Annotated in this window: 23 protein-coding genes; 13 read left to right on the top strand and 10 right to left on the bottom strand. The window is 66.7% G+C overall.

Annotation, left to right across the window (positions count from 1 at the left end; genetic code table 11):
- The first annotated feature begins 7 nt into the window (after positions 1-7).
- Positions 8-691, top strand: coding sequence for a lysophospholipid acyltransferase family protein (locus tag ABD729_RS02605; protein ID WP_344708597.1), 684 nt, complete (start codon positions 8-10; stop codon positions 689-691).
- On the opposite strand, the gene pheT is transcribed toward ABD729_RS02605, so the two are convergent.
- From pheT to ABD729_RS02590, 3 genes are read right to left on the bottom strand one after another with little or no spacing between them, the layout of a single operon-like run.
- Positions 688-3048, bottom strand: coding sequence for a phenylalanine--tRNA ligase subunit beta (gene pheT, locus ABD729_RS02600; protein WP_344708596.1), 2361 nt, complete (start codon positions 3046-3048; stop codon positions 688-690). The two genes, ABD729_RS02605 and pheT, sit on opposite strands and share 4 nt — an antisense overlap.
- The gene (gene pheS, locus ABD729_RS02595) at positions 3045-4112 is read right to left on the bottom strand and encodes a phenylalanine--tRNA ligase subunit alpha (RefSeq protein ID WP_344708595.1); all 1068 of its coding nucleotides are present in this window, start codon (positions 4110-4112) and stop codon (positions 3045-3047) included. Before pheS ends, pheT begins: the two co-directional genes overlap by 4 nt.
- 46 nt (positions 4113-4158) lie before the next feature.
- Positions 4159-5562: a helix-turn-helix domain-containing protein gene (locus ABD729_RS02590; protein WP_344708594.1), complete on the bottom strand. Its 1404-nt coding sequence runs from the start codon at positions 5560-5562 to the stop codon at positions 4159-4161.
- 128 nt (positions 5563-5690) lie between these two features.
- Between ABD729_RS02590 and ABD729_RS02585 the strand changes: the two genes are divergently transcribed.
- The 4 genes from ABD729_RS02585 to ABD729_RS02570 all read left to right on the top strand — a co-directional run bounded on the left by ABD729_RS02585 (position 5691) and on the right by ABD729_RS02570 (position 10615).
- A complete protein-coding gene (locus tag ABD729_RS02585; protein WP_344708593.1) occupies positions 5691-5894 on the top strand; it encodes a DUF4170 domain-containing protein in 204 nt (67 codons plus the stop codon).
- Between the two features lie 71 nt (positions 5895-5965).
- Entirely contained in the window at positions 5966-7561 is a 1596-nt protein-coding gene (locus tag ABD729_RS02580) for an isocitrate lyase (protein WP_344708592.1), read from the top strand.
- A gap of 88 nt (positions 7562-7649) precedes the next feature.
- Positions 7650-9713, top strand: coding sequence for a malate synthase G (locus tag ABD729_RS02575; protein ID WP_344708591.1), 2064 nt, complete (start codon positions 7650-7652; stop codon positions 9711-9713).
- Complete coding sequence (locus tag ABD729_RS02570; protein WP_344708590.1) at positions 9710-10615, top strand: DUF5996 family protein; 906 nt, start codon at positions 9710-9712, stop codon at positions 10613-10615. Before ABD729_RS02575 ends, ABD729_RS02570 begins: the two co-directional genes overlap by 4 nt.
- A gap of 63 nt (positions 10616-10678) precedes the next feature.
- On the opposite strand, the gene rplT is transcribed toward ABD729_RS02570, so the two are convergent.
- From rplT to ABD729_RS02555, 3 genes are all read right to left on the bottom strand, one after another.
- A complete protein-coding gene (gene rplT, locus ABD729_RS02565) occupies positions 10679-11068 on the bottom strand; it encodes a 50S ribosomal protein L20 (RefSeq protein ID WP_344708589.1) in 390 nt (129 codons plus the stop codon).
- 14 nt (positions 11069-11082) lie between these two features.
- Entirely contained in the window at positions 11083-11286 is a 204-nt protein-coding gene (rpmI, locus tag ABD729_RS02560) for a 50S ribosomal protein L35 (RefSeq protein ID WP_168067663.1), read from the bottom strand.
- Between the two features lie 144 nt (positions 11287-11430).
- Positions 11431-12081 (bottom strand): SDR family oxidoreductase, encoded by a 651-nt coding sequence (locus ABD729_RS02555; RefSeq protein ID WP_344708588.1) that lies wholly within the window; start codon positions 12079-12081, stop codon positions 11431-11433.
- A 156-nt stretch (positions 12082-12237) separates the two neighbouring features.
- On the opposite strand from ABD729_RS02555, the gene ABD729_RS02550 reads away from it, so the two are divergent.
- The 5 genes from ABD729_RS02550 (at position 12238) to ABD729_RS02530 (ending at position 14592) form a co-directional block, all read left to right on the top strand.
- Positions 12238-12384, top strand: coding sequence for a hypothetical protein (locus tag ABD729_RS02550; RefSeq protein ID WP_344708587.1), 147 nt, complete (start codon positions 12238-12240; stop codon positions 12382-12384).
- Positions 12357-12794: a DUF1810 domain-containing protein gene (locus ABD729_RS02545; RefSeq protein WP_344708586.1), complete on the top strand. Its 438-nt coding sequence runs from the start codon at positions 12357-12359 to the stop codon at positions 12792-12794. Before ABD729_RS02550 ends, ABD729_RS02545 begins: the two co-directional genes overlap by 28 nt.
- Positions 12795-12925: 131 nt before the next feature.
- A complete protein-coding gene (locus ABD729_RS02540; RefSeq protein WP_344708585.1) occupies positions 12926-13225 on the top strand; it encodes a hypothetical protein in 300 nt (99 codons plus the stop codon).
- 156 nt (positions 13226-13381) lie between these two features.
- Positions 13382-14011, top strand: a complete 630-nt coding sequence (locus ABD729_RS02535) for a 1-acyl-sn-glycerol-3-phosphate acyltransferase (protein ID WP_344708584.1) — start codon at positions 13382-13384, stop codon at positions 14009-14011.
- Positions 14012-14049: 38 nt separating this feature from the next.
- The gene (locus ABD729_RS02530; RefSeq protein ID WP_344708583.1) at positions 14050-14592 is read left to right on the top strand and encodes a peroxiredoxin; all 543 of its coding nucleotides are present in this window, start codon (positions 14050-14052) and stop codon (positions 14590-14592) included.
- 270 nt (positions 14593-14862) lie between these two features.
- Here the strand turns inward: ABD729_RS02530 and ABD729_RS02525 are convergent, their stop codons facing one another.
- Positions 14863-15105: a hypothetical protein gene (locus ABD729_RS02525; RefSeq protein WP_344708582.1), complete on the bottom strand. Its 243-nt coding sequence runs from the start codon at positions 15103-15105 to the stop codon at positions 14863-14865.
- 60 nt (positions 15106-15165) lie between these two features.
- A complete protein-coding gene (locus tag ABD729_RS02520; RefSeq protein WP_344708581.1) occupies positions 15166-15615 on the bottom strand; it encodes a hypothetical protein in 450 nt (149 codons plus the stop codon).
- Between the two features lie 151 nt (positions 15616-15766).
- Here ABD729_RS02520 and ABD729_RS02515 point away from each other — a divergent pair, with 151 nt between their 5' ends.
- From ABD729_RS02515 to ABD729_RS02505, 3 genes are all read left to right on the top strand, one after another.
- Positions 15767-16114 (top strand): PilZ domain-containing protein, encoded by a 348-nt coding sequence (locus ABD729_RS02515; RefSeq protein WP_344708580.1) that lies wholly within the window; start codon positions 15767-15769, stop codon positions 16112-16114.
- Positions 16115-16426: 312 nt separating this feature from the next.
- Positions 16427-16714, top strand: coding sequence for a DUF427 domain-containing protein (locus tag ABD729_RS02510; RefSeq protein ID WP_425564819.1), 288 nt, complete (start codon positions 16427-16429; stop codon positions 16712-16714).
- A gap of 5 nt (positions 16715-16719) precedes the next feature.
- Positions 16720-17307 (top strand): YdeI/OmpD-associated family protein, encoded by a 588-nt coding sequence (locus ABD729_RS02505; RefSeq protein ID WP_344708579.1) that lies wholly within the window; start codon positions 16720-16722, stop codon positions 17305-17307.
- 42 nt (positions 17308-17349) lie between these two features.
- On the opposite strand, the gene ABD729_RS02500 is transcribed toward ABD729_RS02505, so the two are convergent.
- Both ABD729_RS02500 and ABD729_RS02495 read right to left on the bottom strand, forming a co-directional pair.
- Entirely contained in the window at positions 17350-17757 is a 408-nt protein-coding gene (locus tag ABD729_RS02500; RefSeq protein WP_344708578.1) for a hypothetical protein, read from the bottom strand.
- 85 nt (positions 17758-17842) lie between these two features.
- Positions 17843-18433 (bottom strand): hypothetical protein, encoded by a 591-nt coding sequence (locus tag ABD729_RS02495; RefSeq protein ID WP_344708577.1) that lies wholly within the window; start codon positions 18431-18433, stop codon positions 17843-17845.
- Positions 18434-18435 lie beyond the last annotated feature (2 nt).

The raw sequence follows: 18435 nt of genomic DNA, 5'->3' as shown, positions 1-18435 counted from the left end.
GCAGACCATGGCCGCGTTGCGTTCGCTCCTTTATTTCCTGATCTTCTATCCCGGCACCGTCCTTTACTGTGTCGCGGCCCTGATCGCCGCGCGCTTCGGCCCCGGGCCGATCCGCCGGGTCATCCACGGCTGGGCCTCGTTCCACCATTTCCTAGTCACCCACCTGCTGGGGATCAGGTTCGAGATGGACGGCGTTATTCCCGACGGCCCGGTGCTGGTCGCGTTCAAGCACCAGGCGATGGTGGAAACCATTGAAACGCTGCTGCTGGTCAAGACACCAGTGGTGGTGATGAAGCAGCAATATGTCAGCACCCCGTTGCTCGGGCCGACCATGCGGAGCTTCGGTGTGATCGGGGTCGACCGCGAGGCCGGGGCCAGCGCGCTGCGCGAGATGATGCAGCGGGGCAAGCAGGCGATCGCCGAGGGTCGCCCCGTCGTGATCTTTCCCGAGGGCACGCGCGTACCGGTCGGGGAAACGCCCGAACTGCGGCCGGGCTTTGCAGGCCTCTATCGTGCGCTCGGCCTGTCGGTCGTGCCGGTGGCGCACGACAGCGGCAAGGTCTGGCCCAAGGGCTTCGTCAAATATCCCGGCGTCATCCGCCTCAAGGTCGGCGACACGATCCCCGCCGGGCTGAAGCGCGGCGAGATCGAGGAACGCGTCCACCGCGCGATCAACGCGCTGGAAGCCTAGGCCCGGAGGCGCGCTCCAAGCTTGGCCGCGCTTGCCACCACCTTTGTCGACAGGGCGGCAAGGTCGGCCTCGGTCAGCGTCTTGTCGGTCGGCTGCAGGGTCACTTCGATCGCAAGGCTGAGGTCGCCGCCGTCGGGATGATAGCGATCGAACAACCGCACTTCGGCGATCAGCCCCTTGTCGGCCCCGCGGATGGCGCGGACGAGATCGCCCGCGGCAAGCGTGGCGGGCACCAGGAACGCGAAGTCGCGGGTGACGGGCTGAAGCGCCGGGGGAGTAAAGGCAGGGCGTGCCCGGCCCTTGTCGCGCGCGGCGGGAAGGGCGTCGAGATACAGGTCGGCGGCCTGCGTGCCGGGCGGCAGGTCAAGCGCCCGGGCAAGCGCGGGGTGTAATTCACCGAAGCGGGCAAGCTCCGCCTTGCCGAGCCGGAGCGTAGCGGAGCGGCCGGGATGGAACTGCTCGCCTGCGCCCTGCGCGAGCTGGAGGTTGGCCACCGGTGCGCCGGCATCGCCGAGCAGCGCCAGCACTGCCGCCTTGACGTCAAACGGATCGAACGCTCGCGCCTTTCCGCTTTGCCAGCCGCGCGCATTGGCCTCTCCGCAAAGGAGCAGCGACAGCGTCGGCCGCTCGGCATCGGCAAGATAGCGACGGCCAAGTTCGAACAAGCGGATGCTGGTGGCCCCGCGGGCGAGGTTGCGGGCGGCGGCGCGGGCAAGGCCCGGAAGCAGCGAGGGCCGCATGACCTTCATTTCCTCGCTGATCGGGTTGGCGAGGACGTGCACCCCGCCGCCGAACAGCGTGGCATCGCCCTCGGCGATGAAGCTCCAGGTGATGGCTTCGCTGAAACCGATGGCGGCGGCGCTGCGGCGGACCCGGCGTTCGAGGCGCTGGCTGGGAAGAGCGACTGCCTTGGCCACACCCGGAAGGCGCGGCAGGGGGGTTGAGGGGAGGTGGTCGAAGCCTGCGACGCGTGCGACTTCCTCGACCAGGTCCGCCTCGCCGTCGATGTCCGGACGCCAGCCCGGGACCGTCCAGCCGTCGGCGCCCTGCGCAAAGCCGAGCGCGGCGAGGATGCGTGCCTGTTCGGGTGCCGGAAGATCGAGGCCGGCGAGGCTTGCGACCCGCTCGGTCCGCAAGGCGACGCTGCGCGGTGCAGTCACCTCGGCCCAACGGGCAGTGGTGGCAAGGCTAGGCTCGGTCGGCGTGCCGCCGCACAGGTCGAGGATCATCGCGGTTGCAGCGTCGATCATCTCCTCGAGCGTCAGCGGATCGACGCCCCGCTCGAACCGGGCGCGGGCGTCGGTGTGGACCTGATGGCGCTGACCGGTGCGCGCGATTGCGACGGGGTCGAACCAGGCGCATTCGAGAAGCACGTCGGTGGTGCCCTCGGTGACGCCCGTCGACACGCCGCCGACCACGCCGCCAAGGCCGAGCACGCCCCTGTCATCGGCGATCACGCAATCGTCAGGTGTCGCCTCGTAGGAGCGATCGTTCAACGCGTCGAAGCGCTCGTTGTCGCCGCGGCGAACGGTGATGCCGCCCTTGAGCAGCGCGGCGTCATAGACGTGCAGCGGACGGGCTTGGTCGACCGAGAAGAAATTGGTGACGTCCACCAGCGCGGAGATCGGCCGAAGCCCGACCGCGCGCAGGCGCTGCTGCAGCCACTCGGGGCTCTGCCCGTTGCTGACGCCGCGGATCAGGCAGGCTGCGAAAGCCTCACAGCCGCTGCCTTCCTCGATGGTGATCGAGACCGGATTGGCACCTTCGCGCTCCAGAGGCCGGACGGCCCGCTCGCGCAGCGTACCGAGCCCCGCGGCGGCAAGATCGCGCGCGATACCGCGCACGCCAAAGCAGTCGGGGCGGTTGGGCGTGACCGCGATGTCGAATATCGGATCCTCGAGGCCCGCATAGGTCGCGAAGCTTTCGCCAACGGGCGCGTCGGCCGGCAGCTCGATGATGCCATCATGACTCTGGCCAAGTTCCAGCTCACGCTCGGAGCACATCATGCCGTTGCTCTCGACCCCGCGGATCGCCGCCACCTTGAGCGTGAAGTCGCTGCCCGGCACGTAGGCGCCAGGGGGTCCGAACACGCCTTTCATGCCGGCGCGGGCATTGGGCGCGCCGCACACGACCTGCATCGGCCCGTTTCCGGCATCGACCTGAAGGACCTGCAGCTTGTCGGCCTGCGGGTGGTGCTCGGCAGAGATGACCTCGGCGACCACGAAGGGCGCGAGCTTTTCGGCCGGATTGTCGATTCCCTCGACCTCGAGGCCGATACTGGTGAGCTTGACGGCGATCTCGTCGACCGACGCCGTCGTATCGAGATGATCCTTGAGCCAGGACAAAGTGAACTTCATGCGCCCACTCCCGCGCTCAGGGTGGGGACGGCAAGCGCGCTGAAGCCATAATGTTTCAGCCAGCGAAGGTCGCCGTCGAAGAATTGACGCAGGTCGTTCATGCCATATTTGAGCATCGCCAACCGGTCGATCCCGGTGCCGAAGGCAAAGCCCTGCCATTCATCGGGGTCGAGCCCGGCCGCGGCAATGACGCGCGGATGGACCATTCCGCTGCCAAGCACTTCCATCCAGCCTTCGGACCCGCCGACGACCCGGCGGCCGTTTTCCATCGACCAGCCAACGTCGACCTCCGCCGACGGCTCGGTGAAGGGAAAGTAGGAGGGGCGCAGGCGGATCGCGATGTCGTCGCGTTCGAAAAAGGCCTTGAGGAAGGTCTCGAGGGTCCACTTGAGGTGGCCCATGGTGATGTTGCGGTCGATGACGAGGCCTTCGACCTGGTGGAACATCGGGGTGTGGGTGGCGTCGCTGTCAGACCGGTAGACGCGGCCCGGTGCGATGACCCGGATCGGGGCGCCATGCTGCTGCATGGCGCGGATCTGCACCGGCGAAGTGTGGGTGCGCAGCACGAACGTGCCTTCGACGCCCTCGCGCGGTTCGACATAGAAGGTGTCGTGCATTGCCCGCGCCGGATGCGTTTCAGGCATGTTGAGCGCGGTGAAATTATACCAGTCGCTTTCGATTTCCGGCCCTTCGGCGACCGCGAAGCCCAAGTCGGCGAAAATCTCGGCAAGTTCGTCCATCACCTGGCTGACCGGATGGACGCTGCCCTGCGGCTGCTCGGCGGCGGGAAGCGAGAGATCGACGCGCTCGGTCGCGAGCTTGCGTTCAAGTTCCGCTGCCTCGAGCGCCGCCTTGCGCGCGTCGATCGCCGCGGCGACCGCCGAACGCTGCCCCTGGATCTCGGGTCCGCGCTGCTGGCGCTCCTCGGGGCTCATCTGGCCGAGGGTCTTGAGGAGGGCCGTCACCCAGCCGCTCTTGCCGAGCGCTGCGACGCGCTCCGTATCAAGGGCGGAAAGATCGGGCGCAGCGGCGATCCGCTGCAAGGTGGCATCAAAGTCGGACATGGCCGCGCCTGTAGCGAGCGCTGCCATTTTCGTCACCCTCTAGGCCTCAGGCGACGAACGGGAAGGGCGAGATCGTCTTGCGATGTTCGTGGACGGCAAGCGGGCGCCCGGCCGGCGGGCTTGCGCGATAGGCGCATTCGAGGCGCGGGCAGATGGTGCAGGCCGGGCCGACCGGGGTCACCGGGGCGCGTTCGAGGTCGATCCCTTCGGCGCAATGCAGCTTGTGGGCATGTTCGATGCTGCAACCGAGGCCGATCGCCAGCAGTCCCCCGGACAGCGCGCTGCGGATCGGGCGTTCGATCGTCCGGGCGACCGTGAAATAGCGGTGGCCGTCCGGAGTTTCGATCAGCTGGGTGACCGCCTGGCCGGCCGACTGGAAGGCAACGTGGAGGTTCCAGCGCGGGCAGGTGCCGCCGAAACGTGAAAAGGGGAAGCGCTCGCCGGCATAGCGCTTGGAAATGTTTCCGGCCGGATCGATCCGCAGCATGAAGAAGGGAATGCCGCGCGCACCGGGACGGCCAAGCGTCGTGAAGCGGTGTGACACCTGCTCGACGTTGGCGCCGAATTCGGCGGTCAGGCGGTCGATCGAATAACGGTAGCGCTCGGCCGCCTCGAGAAAGGTGCCGTAAGGCATCATGATCGCCCCAGCGGCATAATTGGCGAAGCTCATGTGCAGCAGGTGGCGGGTGCCCTGGTCCGGCGGGCGGGCAGCATCGATCAGGCGGGAGATGATCGGATGAAACTCGAGCAGCGAGAGCTGGTAGGCGATTCCGAAAGTCTTATTTTCTGGCCTCAACAACGACGACAGCATCAGCATGCGGCGTTGCGGATCGTAGATCTGGCTGGCGCCCTCCAGTTCTTCGGGCGACACGACGCTGACCGAGACGCCATAGGCCTCCTTCAGGCGCCGCCGCAGCGGCTCGGCGACGGACAGGGGGTCGCCAAGCGCTCCGCCAAGGGTTTCGGCCCCCTCCTCCAGCTCGGGAAAATGGTTGGAGCGCGACTGGATATAGTCGCGGACCCAGGTCTCGGGGGTGATCAGCGTACGCTCGTCGCCTTCCTGCCCGATCGCCGTCGGCGAGGCGTGCCGCTCACGCAGCGCGGTGTAGAGCCGACTCACACCCTCGGCGATGGCCGGGCTGTTGTCGCTGAGCTCGATAATCTCCTGGCGGCCGATCTGGAGGTCGGCGAACATCGGATCGGCAAAAACTTCGGCAAGCTGTTCGGCCGAGCCCAGGTCGCCGCCTTCGCTGGCGAAGCTGCGGATATCGACCTCGAAGCTTTCGGCGAGGCGGAGCAGGATGGCCGCAGTGACCGGGCGCTGATTGCGCTCCAAGTGGTTGAGATAGCTCGGAGAGATGCCAAGCCGCGTGGCCATGGCCGTTTGCTGCAGCCCCTGTTCGCGGCGAAGACGCTTGAGGCGCGCACCAAGGAAAAGCTTTCTCGCCATGCGTTGTACAATGTCAACAATCACACAAGTCTACAAGTCGTGACGCGACTCCTGTGCTTTTTTCGACGCGCCCGACTCACCCGCTTCGATGTTTCATGGAGCAAGAGACATTCACATCGGAGGCCATCATGGGTCAGCGTTTCTGGGTCATCGGCGGTGAATACCGCGACTGCGCTTTCCGCGAGATCGAACCTGGCACCGAGCGGGTCAGTGGTCCGTTCGGCGACGAATTGAAGGCGCGCATGGAATGGCAGCGCCTGACCTTCCGAGACAATTGCGCCGCAACCGAGCGCTACACCATCGCCGTGGAACCGAGCGCGCTGCGCGCCTGACCAATGCAAATCTGACAAGTTGTGACAGGAGCGTCGTTCTGCAGGGCGGCGCCGAGTAAAGGGGAAGTTGTTTGTCGTACCAGTCCGAAATCAGCACTGCCGCTCAACTGATCGGCGCCAACGGCGCGCCCTGGACCGGGATCGACGCCGAAGCCGTAGCCCGGATGCGGCTGCAGAACCGATTCCAGAACGGACTGGACATTGCCCGTTATACCGCGGGGATCATGCGGCGCGACATGGCGGCCTATGACGCCGACCCGGCCGCCTACACCCAGTCGCTCGGTTGCTGGCACGGATTCATCGCGCAGCAGAAGATGATCGCGGTGAAGAAGCATTTCGGGACGACCAAGGGGCGCTACCTCTATCTTTCGGGTTGGATGATCGCCGCGTTGCGCTCGCAATTCGGGCCGCTGCCCGACCAGTCGATGCACGAGAAAACTTCGGTCCCGGCCCTGATCGAGGAAATCTACACCTTCCTCCGCCAGGCCGATGCCCGCGAACTCAGCGGCCTGTTCCGCGAACTCGACAAGGCGCGTGACGCCCGCAACGAAGTCGAGGAACAGCGCTTGCTGAACGCCATCGACGGGTTCGAAACGCATGTCGTTCCGATCATCGCAGACATCGACGCGGGCTTCGGCAACGCCGAGGCGACCTACCTCCTCGCCAAGATGATGATCGAAGCGGGCGCCTGCGCGATCCAGATCGAGAACCAGGTTTCCGACGAGAAGCAGTGCGGCCACCAGGACGGCAAGGTCACTGTCCCGCATGACGACTTCGTCGCCAAGCTTCGCGCCGTCCGCTACGCCTTCCTCGAGCTTGGTGTCGACGACGGCATCATCGTCGCCCGCACCGACTCGCTGGGCGCGGGTCTTACCAAGCAGTTCGCCGTCAGCAAGGAAGCCGGCGACATCGGCGACCAGTATAATGCCTTCCTCGATTGCGAGGAGCTGCAGGACGTCAGCCAGGCCAATGGCGATATCCTGATCAACCGCAACGGAAAGCTGATGCGGCCCAAGCGGCTGCCGTCGGGGCTGTTCCAGTTCCGTCCGGGCACCGGCGAGGATCGCTGTGTCCTCGATTGCATTACCTCGCTCCAGAACGGCGCCGACCTGATCTGGATCGAGACCGAGAAGCCGCACATCTCGCAGATTGCCGGAATGATGGACCGCATCCGCGAGGTCATTCCGAACGCGAAGCTCGCCTACAACAATTCGCCGTCGTTCAACTGGACGCTGAACTTCCGCCAGCAGGTCTATGACGCCTGGGCGCAGGAAGGGCGCGATGTGTCCGCCTTCGACCGGGCCAGGCTGATGAGCGTCGATTACGACGCGACCGATCTCGCGCAGGAAGCCGATGAGCGGATCCGCACCTTCCAGCGCGATGCGGCGGCGCGGGCCGGGATCTTCCATCACCTCATCACGTTGCCGACCTATCACACCGCGGCGCTGTCGACCGACAATCTGGCGCGTGAGTATTTCGGCGATGCGGGCATGCTCGGCTACGTCAAGAACGTGCAGCGCGAGGAGATCCGGCAGGGGATCGCCTGTGTGAAGCACCAGAACATGTCGGGCTCCGACATCGGTGACGACCACAAGGAATATTTCGCCGGCGAGGCGGCGCTGAAGGCCGGCGGCGCCAACAATACGATGAACCAGTTCGCCGCTTGATCGGCCACCACTGAAGGTTCCCCAGCGCGGCGGCCCGGGTTAATCCCGGGCCGCCGTTCTTCGTGATCAAAAGGAAGTCCTGCGTCCCATGACTGCATCCCCCGCCGACGCTCGCATCACCGTCGATCCGCTTCTCGCCAGCTTCATCGATGACGAGGTGCTCCCCGGCCTGAACATCGAGGCGGCGCCCTTCTGGAACGGCGTCGACGCCATCTTTCGGGAATTTGCCCCGCGCAACGCAGCGCTGCTCAAGAAGCGCGACGAGCTTCAGGCCCGGATCGACGACTGGCACCGCCAGCACCGCGGCAAGCCCATCGATCCGGCCGCCTATGAGCAATTCCTTCGCAGCATCGGCTACCTTGTCGAGGAGCCGGCCGCCTTCGCCATCGGCACCCGCAACCTAGATCCCGAGATCGCGACCATGGCCGGCCCGCAATTGGTGGTGCCGATCCTCAACGCCCGTTTCCTCCTCAACGCCGCCAATGCGCGGTGGGGCAGCCTGTACGACGCGCTCTATGGCACCGACGCGATGGGCAGCACGCCGCCGGGTGGGGCCTATGACAAGGCGCGCGGGGCCAAGGTCGTCGCCTTTGCCAAACGCTTCCTCGATGCCGCGCTTCCCGGCTGGGAAGAGGCGGCGCGGGGTGACGAGCACCCGCAACTGGTCGCGCGCGAAGACGGCCGGCTGCTGTTCGCGCACCACGGGCTGCATATCGAACTGGTGATCGATCCCGGCCATCCAATCGGGCGTGACCATCCGCTCGGCCTTGCCGACGTGATCCTCGAAAGTGCGCTCAGCACTATCTGCGATCTCGAGGACAGCGTCGCGGCGGTGGATGCCGAGGACAAGGTGGCGGCCTATCGCAACTGGCTTGGCCTGATGCGCGGCGACCTCAAGGCCAGCTTCGACAAGGGCGGCCGGACGCTCGACCGCACGATGAACCCGGATCGCTCGGTCGGTGGCCATGCGTTGCCCGGCCGCAGCCTGCTGCTGGTCCGCAACGTCGGCCACCTGATGACCAATCCGGCGGTGCACCTGCCCGGCGGCGGTGAGGCGCCCGAAGGCATCCTCGATGCCATCGTGACTAGCCTCATCGCGCTCTACGACCTGCGCGGCCTTGGCCGGCATCGCAACAGCCGCGCCGGGTCCATCTACATCGTCAAACCCAAGATGCACGGGCCCGAGGAAGCGGCCTTCACCAACGACCTGTTCGATGCCGTCGAAGACCTGTTGGCGCTGGAGCGGAACACGATCAAGGTCGGGGTGATGGACGAGGAGCGGCGCACGTCGGCCAACCTCGCTGCGACGATCCACGCGGTCCGTGACCGGATCATGTTCATCAACACCGGCTTCCTCGATCGCACCGGGGACGAGATCCACACCGCGATGCAGGCCGGCGCAATGGTCCGCAAAACCGGCATGAAGGAAAGCGCGTGGATCAAGGCCTATGAAGCCCGCAACGTCGCGATCGGGCTCGCCTGCGGGCTCGGCGGCAAGGCGCAGATCGGCAAGGGCATGTGGGCCGCGCCCGACCGGATGGAGGACATGCTGGCGCAAAAGGTGGGTCACCCGCAGGCCGGCGCCAATACCGCCTGGGTGCCAAGCCCGACCGCAGCGACGCTTCACGCCATGCATTATCATCAGGTCGACGTGTTCGAACGGCAGGAGGAACTGCGCCACCAGCCGACGCCGCCGCTGGGCGACCTCCTCACCATCCCGCTTGCCCCCGGCACCAACTGGTCCGAGCAGGAGATTGCCGAGGAACTCGACAATAATTGCCAAGGCATCCTCGGCTATGTCGTTCGCTGGGTGGACCAGGGGGTCGGCTGTTCCAAGGTTCCCGACATCCACGACATCGGCCTGATGGAGGACCGCGCGACGCTGCGAATCAGTTCCCAGCACCTTGCGAACTGGCTGTTGCACGGGGTGTGCACGGCGGATCAGGTCGAACAATCGCTGCGGCGGATGGCGGCCAAGGTCGATGCCCAGAATGCGGGCGATCCGCTGTACCGGCCGATGGCGCCCGATCCGGAGGCGAGCCTCGCCTTCGAAGCGGCCCGCGCGCTGGTGTTCGAGGGGATGACCCAGCCGAGCGGCTATACCGAGCCGCTGCTCCACGCCTATCGCCACCGCGTGAAGGAGCGCGGGTGAGGTGGCCTGAACTCGATCCCGCGCGCGACGCGGGGACGTGGCGTGTGCTGCATCTTGCTGCCCAAATGCTGGGCAAGCTGCGGGTGCGGCACGCCGATTGGGTCAATCACGGCTGGCACGTGGCGCTGCAGCCCTCCGCCAATGGCCTCGCCATGCCTCCGATCGCGGCGCCGGGCGGGCGCTTCTCCCTCTCGCTCGACCTTTGCGACCACCGCATCCACCTTCTGGTGAGCGACGGGCGCCGCGATTCGCTCCCGCTTGCGCAGCCGAGCATCGCCAGCCTCCACGCCGGGCTGATCGCCATGCTCGACTGCAACGGCCTGCCGAGAGATTTTCACGGGCGTCCCAACGAACTGCCCGACGCGCTGCCCTTTGCCCGGGACCATGGTCCCGCAGACTATCGCGAGGATAGCGCCGTGCGGCTGCGCGAGGCGTTGCGCGTGGTGGTGCCCGTATTCGAGACCTTCCGTGCGGGCTTTGCCGGCAAGGTCAGCCCGGTGCATTTCTGGTGGGGCAGCTTTGACCTCGCGGTGACGCGCTTTTCCGGCCGGCTTGCGCCCGTGCACGGCGGCGGCGTCCCCGGCCTTCCCGACCGTATAACCCGCGAGGCCTATAGCCACGAAGTGTCGAGCGCGGGCTTCTGGCCGGGCGGAGCGGCCGGCGCAGACCCGATCTTCTACAGCTATGCCTATCCCTCGCCCGCCGGCTTCGCCGAGGCGGCAGTGAGCCACGGCCGGTTCGACCCGGCGCTCGGCGAATTCGTGCTTCCCTATGCCGAGGTGCGCGCGGCGGCCGACCCCGCGGCGATCCTGCTGGCGTTCCTTGAGCAAACCTACGCCGCCGAGGCCGATCTTGCGCAATGGGACCGCGCCGCGCTCGAACGGGAACCAGTCGCGCCCTGACCCATAGGAAAAAGGCGCCCCGGTTGCCCGGAGCGCCCTTATTTCTTCACCGAAGCGGTAAGCTTACGCGGCGGCCTGGGCCGAGCGATCACCACCATTGGGAAGCGCATTCTTGGCCTGCGCGATCAGCGCGCTGAACGCGGCGCCTTCGTGCATCGCCATGTCGGCCAGGACCTTGCGGTCGAGGTCGATGCCGGTGAGCTTCAGCGCGTGCATGAACTGACCGTAGGTCAGGTTTTCGGCGCGAACCGCGGCGTTGATGCGCTGGATCCACAGGGCGCGGAAGCTCCGCTTCTTAACCTTGCGGTCGCGGTAGGCGTACTGGCCTGCCTTTTCGACTGCCTGGCGGGCAATGCGGATGGTATTCTTGCGACGGCCGTAATAGCCCTTCGCCTGCTCAAGGATGCGCTTGTGCTTGGCGCGGGTGGTTACACCCCTTTTGACGCGTGCCATTGCTCAAATACTCCTTAGTTGAGACCGTAAGGGGCCCAAAGCTTCACGCGCGCCGTATCGGCGACGGCGAGGACTTCGGTGCCACGGTTCTGGCGGATGTACTTGGCATTGTGGCTGATCAGGCGGTGGCGCTTGCCGGCGACTCCGTGCTTGATCTTGCCGGTCGCGGTGAGCTTGAAGCGCTTCTTCACGCCGCTCTTGGTCTTGAGCTTGGGCATTTTTCGTCTCCTTGTAGCCCGCAAGCGGGCGACGTTTCACACCTGACACGGCAGCCCTCACTGGCCGGCCGGGTGGTTTTTCCAACGATCTGGAAAGGAGGCGCGCTTAGCGGGCGGGCATCCCGATGGCAAGTCCTTGCCACCTTACCAGGGGACGCTGTGCCCCTCATAATCAAAGAATTGGCCCGATTGTTCGGCGGTCAGGCCATCGATCACCTGCTTCATCCCGGCGATGCTCTGCTCCGGCATGACGGGCGCATTCTGGCCGCCCATGCGGGTCTGGACCCAGCCGGGGTGGAGCGGGACGCAGACGAGGTCGGGATTGGCCAGCGCCAACGTGCGCCACGCCATGTTGAGCGCGGTCTTGCTGGTGCGATAGGCGAGGAAACCCCCTGAGCTGTTGTCCTCGAGCGATCCCATCCGCGTGCTGACGACGATCAGCTTGCCGCGCGCGGCACGCACCTCGGGCAGCAGGGCTTGCGCCAGCAGATAGGGTGCGACGGTATTCACCGCGAAGGTATCGAGCCATTCGGCGGCACCCTGCGCATCGTGGGCGTCGCGCGGGCCGTAGGTGCCGGCATTGGCAATCAGGAGGTCGACCGGGCGCCCGGCACGCGTGGCGCTGATCGCGGCGGCATCGCCAAGGTCCAGCATGCGGACGTCGGCACCCAGCGACTCGAGCTCGGGAGCGCTTTCGCGGACGGTCGCGATCACGTCCCAGCCATTGGCGCGATACTGCCGGACGAATTCGAGTCCGAGGCCGCGATTGGCGCCGGTGATGAAGAGAGTGGGCATGTTAGGCGAGCTTTCCCATGCTGTTGGCGGTGTCCGCCATAACGTTTGGGCGGGCACAAGCTCCTGCCCTTTGTCCCGTGATGGGCCCGCTGGCCCGTCAGGCGCGTTTGACGTATGATGCTAATGTCTTCGTTATTTCACGAAGGGAGAGCCGACATGAGTGCGGACGATCGTCACTACAGCGCCGAGCAGGTGACCGGAGCGCGCCAGGAAGGGGTGGTTCGGTGGATATTGGCAATCTCGCTCGTGCTGATCATCGTCGCGATGTCAGTCATGTGGATCGTGCCAGCCCTTACCGGCTGAGCCTCGCGCGGTTCATTGCGGCGCAGGGCGGTGTCTACGACCTCGCCCTTGCGGAGCTTCGCGCGGGACAGAAGCGCACCCACTGGATGTGGTTCGTCCTGCCCCAGCTTCGCGGGCTTGGGCACAGCATCATGGCGGATCGCTACGGGCTGGAAGGCATGGGCGAGGCGCGGGCCTATCTCCATCATCCGATCCTCGGCCAGCGACTGCGCGAATGCGTCTCGGCCCTGCTGCTTCACGCCGGCCAAAAGACGGCTGGCGAGATCATGGGCGTGGTCGACGGGATCAAGCTCCACTCGACCCTGACCCTGTTCGAAGCAGTCGGCGGCGGGCCGGAATTTGGCGCCGCGCTCGACGCCTTCTATGGGGGTGAGCGGGACAAGCGGACGCTGCAGTTGCTCGCCGACTGAGAAATGTTGGTCGTTCCGGGAACGGAAAGGTTGGCGGTGCGCTTAGCTCCCCTGGATGAGCACGCATCCCGGGCGCCGTGATCGCTTGATCCGGCGCCCGTTTCGCTCTTCATAATTCAGGGAACGCTCCGATGAACAAACTGAAGCTGACCATGGTCGCCGCCGGCATTGCCGCACTGGCCGCCTGCAACAACACCCCGCAGGAACAGAAGGCCGACAACATCGAGGCCAATGCCGAAGCCACTGCCGACAACCTCGAGGAAGCGGCCGACAACGCGACCACCGAAGCGCGTGAAGACTCGCTCGAGAACCAGGCCGACATGGTTCGCGAAAAGGGTGAGGAAAAGGCCGACGCGACGCGCACCAGCGCCGATCTCGACGGCAACAGCGCCGACGACACGGTGTCGGGCAACAGCGCCCAGAAGCAGTAATTCCTACAAGGCAAGGCCGCTCCCGTTCGTGGGGCGGCCTTGTCCTTTCCGGTCGCGATCAGCCGACGGTTGGCGCGATGATCCGCTGACCCTTGAAGCAAAGCCGCACCCGGTTGCGCTTGCCTTGCACGCCGTAAGCCTGTTGGTTGCGCAGCCGTGCCGACATCCACTCCAGACCTGTCTCCGCTCGCCGCCTGGGTGAAGCGCCGCTTCGTGCGCTGGTTCACCGGCGGCGGCTGGCGCTGCGCAGGGGTGCTTCCGTTGCCGCACAAGGCGGTGATCATGGGCGGACCGCACACCAGCAACTGGGACTTCCTGGTCTTCGTCGGGGCGATGGAGGCGCTGGGGGTCGAGGCGAGCTACATCGGCAAGGCGAGCCTGTTCCAGTGGGGGCCGATGGCCCGGTTCATGAAGGGCCTTGGCGGAATCCCGGTCGAGCGGTCGGTCCGCAACGACCTTGTCGCGCAGGTGACGGGGCGGTTCGCCGAGGCCGAGCGGATGCTGCTGGTCATCGCGCCCGAGGGGACCCGCCAGCCAACCGCCGAGTGGCGGATGGGCTTTTACCGGATCGCGCTTGCCGCCGGGGTGCCGATCGTCCCGGCCGGACCCGATTATCCCCGCAAGCGCGCGATCTTCGGCGCGCCGATCATGCCGACGGGTGATCCCGACAAGGACCTCGAGCCGGCCTGGGCCTTCTTCCGGACGCTGGTCCCGCGCCACCGCGACCAGGTCCTTTTCCCGGATGGCGGCGGCATGGACGGGCCTGCCACCCCTGCCGTAGACTGACGGCCATCCGGCCTTACGCCCCCAAGGAGTCTCTCCCGATGCGCCACCTGCTCGCCGCTACCGCCGCCGCCGCCCTTTTCGCCATCACCCTTGCGGTGCCGGCCAGCGCCGCGCTTCCGGTCGGGGCCAAGGCGCCCGACTTCACCACCATGGGGGCGCTCAACGGCAAGCCGTTCAATCTCCACCTGAAGGAGCAGCTGCGCCACGGGCCGGTGGTGCTGTATTTCTATCCCAAGGCGTTCACCGAGGGCTGCACGCTGGAAGCCAAGGCCTTCAGCGACGCGACGCCCGAATTCCGCAAGGCCGGCGCCCGGGTGGTGGGCATGAGCGCCGACGACCTCGACACCTTGAAGAAGTTCAGCGTCGAGGCGTGCCGCGGGCAGTTCCCCGTCGCCACCGCCCCGGCCGACCTGATCAAGGCCTATGACGTGTCGCTGCCGTCGCGTCCGATGAGCAACCGCACGTCCTACGTCATCGCGCCCGACGGCCGGGTGACCTTTGTCCACTCCGACCTCAGCTGGAAGGAGCATGTCGCCCAGACGCTGGCGGCGGTGCAGGCGATCAAGGCCGGGAAGAAGTAACGAGCGAGGATCAGTCCTCGCGCTTGGGGCTGCCCTTGGTCGAAGGATTGGCGGCGATCGTCTTTTCCTTCTTCGCCTTGGGCTTGCGGGTTTCCTTGTTCGATTTGACCTGACCCTTGGCCATGTTGCTTGCTCCTGCTCTGGCGATTGGTGGCACAAGTGCGGGCGGGGCGGCTGGGTTCCAGAGGGTCACGAGAGCGACGCGGTCCCGGTACCCCAGCGTGACCATCCCGGACCGTCCGTTCCGAGGAATCGGGCGGTGATGTCAGGTCACGGCGAAGTTGTCACCCTGTGACCGGCCGCGCGGCGGAGCGGGCGCGCCATGATGTCGTTCCACAGTAGCGCGAACAGCCCGTCCGGATCGCGCGCCCGCAGGCGATAGGCGCTTTCCCGGCTGAGCCCGACCTTGTCGGCGGCCCGCGTCGCCGAGCGCGTGCGTTCCAGCCAGTGGAGGAACAGGCACTGATTCGCCGCGGTCCAGCAGGGGCGGGTCGGGGGAGGGGACGGGCGCATCGACCAGCGTAGATCATGCAAAATCCTACATTGGAAGAGGCGTGACGCGGCGAGGCCGGGTCAGAAGCCCGGGACGTCGCCAGGCTCCGCCCCCGTGAGGAGCAGCCAGCACCTGCGAAACAGCCAGGCCGCGGCGACGCCGCCGAGCGCACCGCCGACGAGCGAGAAGTTCGGGCCATATTCGTCGAGGATGACCATCGAGAAAGGAGTGAGCCGCGCAAGGCAGAGCCCTCCGAGCAAGCCGGCGCCGAGCCAGGGAACGGGCGAACTGAGGCCGAGGCGAGCGCTGGCGACCAGCATGAGGGTCCCGGCAAGCGCGACCCACGGCCCGGCGATGAATACGCCCATGGCCGCCCCCATCATCGCGGCGAAAAGGGCGAACAGCGGCACGCCGAGCATTGCCATGGCGAGGTCGTGCAACCCGGTGATCGCCGGCCAGGCGTGCGAGAAGAGGAGGACGATCGCCCCCGCGACGGCGCCCCCGCCGGCTGCGGCCAGGAGCGAGGTCATCGCCAATCGAAGCAAGGTCGCAAAGGGCGTCGCCACGCCGGAGACGTATCACTTAGTTGCGTGACGGTCGCTTTTTTCGTGCCAGACCGCGCGCCGGCTTTACCTCTTGGAAGCAGGTTGGCCGATACAACGGCCGCGAGATGGACCGCCGATGACCCTCGCCGTACGCGCCGCGCCCGAGCCGGACCCGTATGCCGCGCAGCGCCAGCACCGGCGCGTGCAGGTCGCGCTGCCGGCATTCCTGGTGATCGGCGGACGGCGTTATTCGGTGCAGATCCTCGACCTGTCGGCAGGCGGGGCGAAGATCGACTGCGGCACCGCTCTGGTGGTCGCGGGTGCGAGCGTCACGCTGAACTGGGGGGGCGCCGGCGCGCAGGGCGAAGTCCGCTGGCGCGAAGGACGCGAAGCGGGCCTGAAATTCGCGGTGGAGATCGACGAGCGCGATGTCGCCGACCTGGCGCGGCGCGGACAAGCCCTCAGCGAGCGGTTGCGGGCTTAAGCCCCGCGGTCTTCAGGCGAGAACGGCGCGCGCCGACGCGGGCCTTAGAGTCCCCGGATCGCTTCGCATTTGCAATTACGCATTCCTGCCTATCGACGGGGGCGCCTGGAGGCGTGGAAAGGGCCGGCGTTGCGCCACCCCTTCCGCTGTCATCAGTCCCAAAGCCTGCGGATGCTCCCCATGGGTCACCTCATTCAAGTCAGAGCGATTCGGCCCGATGAGCTTAGGCTTGGCGGCGGATGATGGTAGGCAGCACAAAAGCTGACGGGTCCGTGATCGCGGTGATTCCCGTCGAAGCGGCGCAGGAGAGAGATGAGCATGGCCGAAGCCTGGTGGAACGACACGCTGATCGCGACGAGCGACGACATCGTGACGGTGGAGGGCAATGCCTATTTCCCGCGCGAATCGGTGAAGGACGAGGTGCTGCGCGACAGCGCGACGACCACCGTCTGCCCGTGGAAGGGTACCGCCCATTATTATACGCTGGCGGTGGACGGCGCGGAGAACCGCGACGCGGCCTGGTATTATCCGGAGCCCAAGGACGCGGCGAAGGAGATTGCGGGCCGGGTAGCCTTCTGGCGCGGCGTCGAGGTGCGCTAAGGAAGGTGAGCGCGGAGACCGAGCGCGGCGGGCTTCCGATCCTGCATTTCGAGGATGCGGCGGCGCTCGAGGCGTGGCTGGACGATCAGCCGGCCGACGCTGGCCCGGCGCACAAGGGCATCTGGCTCAAGATCGCCAAGAAGGACCGCGGAGTGCGATCGGTTTCGGTCAGCGAGGCGATCGATGTCGGCCTGTGCTTTGGCTGGATCGACGGGCTGATCAATCGTTTCGACGAGGATTATTACCTCGTCCGCTACACCCCGCGGCGGCCGAAATCGAAATGGAGCCTGATCAATGTCGAGCGGGCCGCGGCGCTGCTCGAAGCGGGCAAGGTGCGGCCGGGCGGATTGACGCAGATCGAGGCGGCGAAGGCGGACGGCCGGTGGGACGCCGCCTATCCGCCGGCGAGCCGGATGGAAGTGCCGGAGGACCTGAGGGCGGCGCTGGAGGGGGACCCGGCGGCCAAGGCGGCCTTTGCGGCGCTGAAGGGCGGGGAGCGCTATTCGGTGCTGTACCGGCTGCATGCCGTGCAGGGCGTGGACAAGGGCAAAGCGGCGGTGGCGAAGGCGATCGCCTCGCTCGCCAAGCGATAAGTTCGGGCCCCCGCGATGCGACGGGGGCCCGAACTTTCTTCTTTAGCGAACCTGGACGCGGACCACCGGGCGGGCGGCGCGCAGGGCGACCGGCTCATAGCGGAGGTGGACGGCGGTCACGTCGCGGCGATTGCCGCGAAGGTCGATGGCGCGGGTGCAGGTCCCGGCATCAAGCACCGCTCGGGTGTTCAGGTCCTGGCGGCCGCCATTGGCGAAGCGGACGTCGAGATCGCGCAGGCGCAGCGGGGCATTCAGCGCGCAGACGCGGATCTCGCGCTGACGCGTCACGCCGGGAAGCTGCACGACAACATTGTCGCGGCCAACGACCCGCGTGGTGCCGATGGTGCGCCAGTTGCCCTCGTTCCAGCGCCACTGCTGGGCAGCGGCCGGGCTGGCGGCGGCAAGGCCAGTGGCAAGGGTGGCGGCGGCGATGATCAGACGCTTGTTCATGGCAAAGTCTCCGTTGTCGACTGCGATGCGGAAGACGCTAGGCCCCTCCGCAAGGACCTCGCCTGAACGGTCGGTTGCCTGAGGGTCAGGGACGGGGCGACTTTGCGGCAGGGGTTCGGCCGAGGCGCTTGGCCCAGTCGACCCGCATCAGCAGCACGATGGCGAGGATCATGCCGACCTGCAGCGCGATGCCGAGCGGGCTGGTCAGTTCGCGCTTGAAGGTGTCGCCAAGGCTGGTGGCGCGCAGGCCATCGGTAGCGGCGGCGTAGATCGAATAGCTGACGAGCCGGCCGGCGAAGAAGGCGAGGGTGAAGGGGATCAGCCGGACACGAGCCAGGCCGGCGGCTTCGAACAATTGGGCGGACGGAAGCGGCGACAAGGCGAACAGGCCGAGCGCGAGGATGCCATTGCGTTTCTTCGCTTCCAGCGCCTCGCGCGCGGCGGTGAGGTTGGCGCGCGAGCGCTCGGACAGGAAGCGGTCCCCGAGCTTTCGGGTGGCGAGGGCCAGCAGGAGCCGCCCGCTCGCCGCCGCGATCGCGCCGAGCACGATCAGCACCGGGGCCGAGCCCTGCGTATTGAGCATGGTCAGGACGATCAGCGACCAGGTCGGCGGACCGAAGGCCGGCATCAGGTTGGCGCCCAGCACGATCGCCACGAAGAGGAGGTAATCGTGCATGG

Origin of the sequence: Sphingomonas humi, from assembly GCF_039536725.1 — a bacterium.
In the GTDB taxonomy this organism is placed as follows: Bacteria; Pseudomonadota; Alphaproteobacteria; order Sphingomonadales; family Sphingomonadaceae; genus Sphingomicrobium; species Sphingomicrobium humi.
Note: the sequence above shows the minus strand (reverse complement) of the source record. Positions and strands in the feature narration are given on the sequence as shown.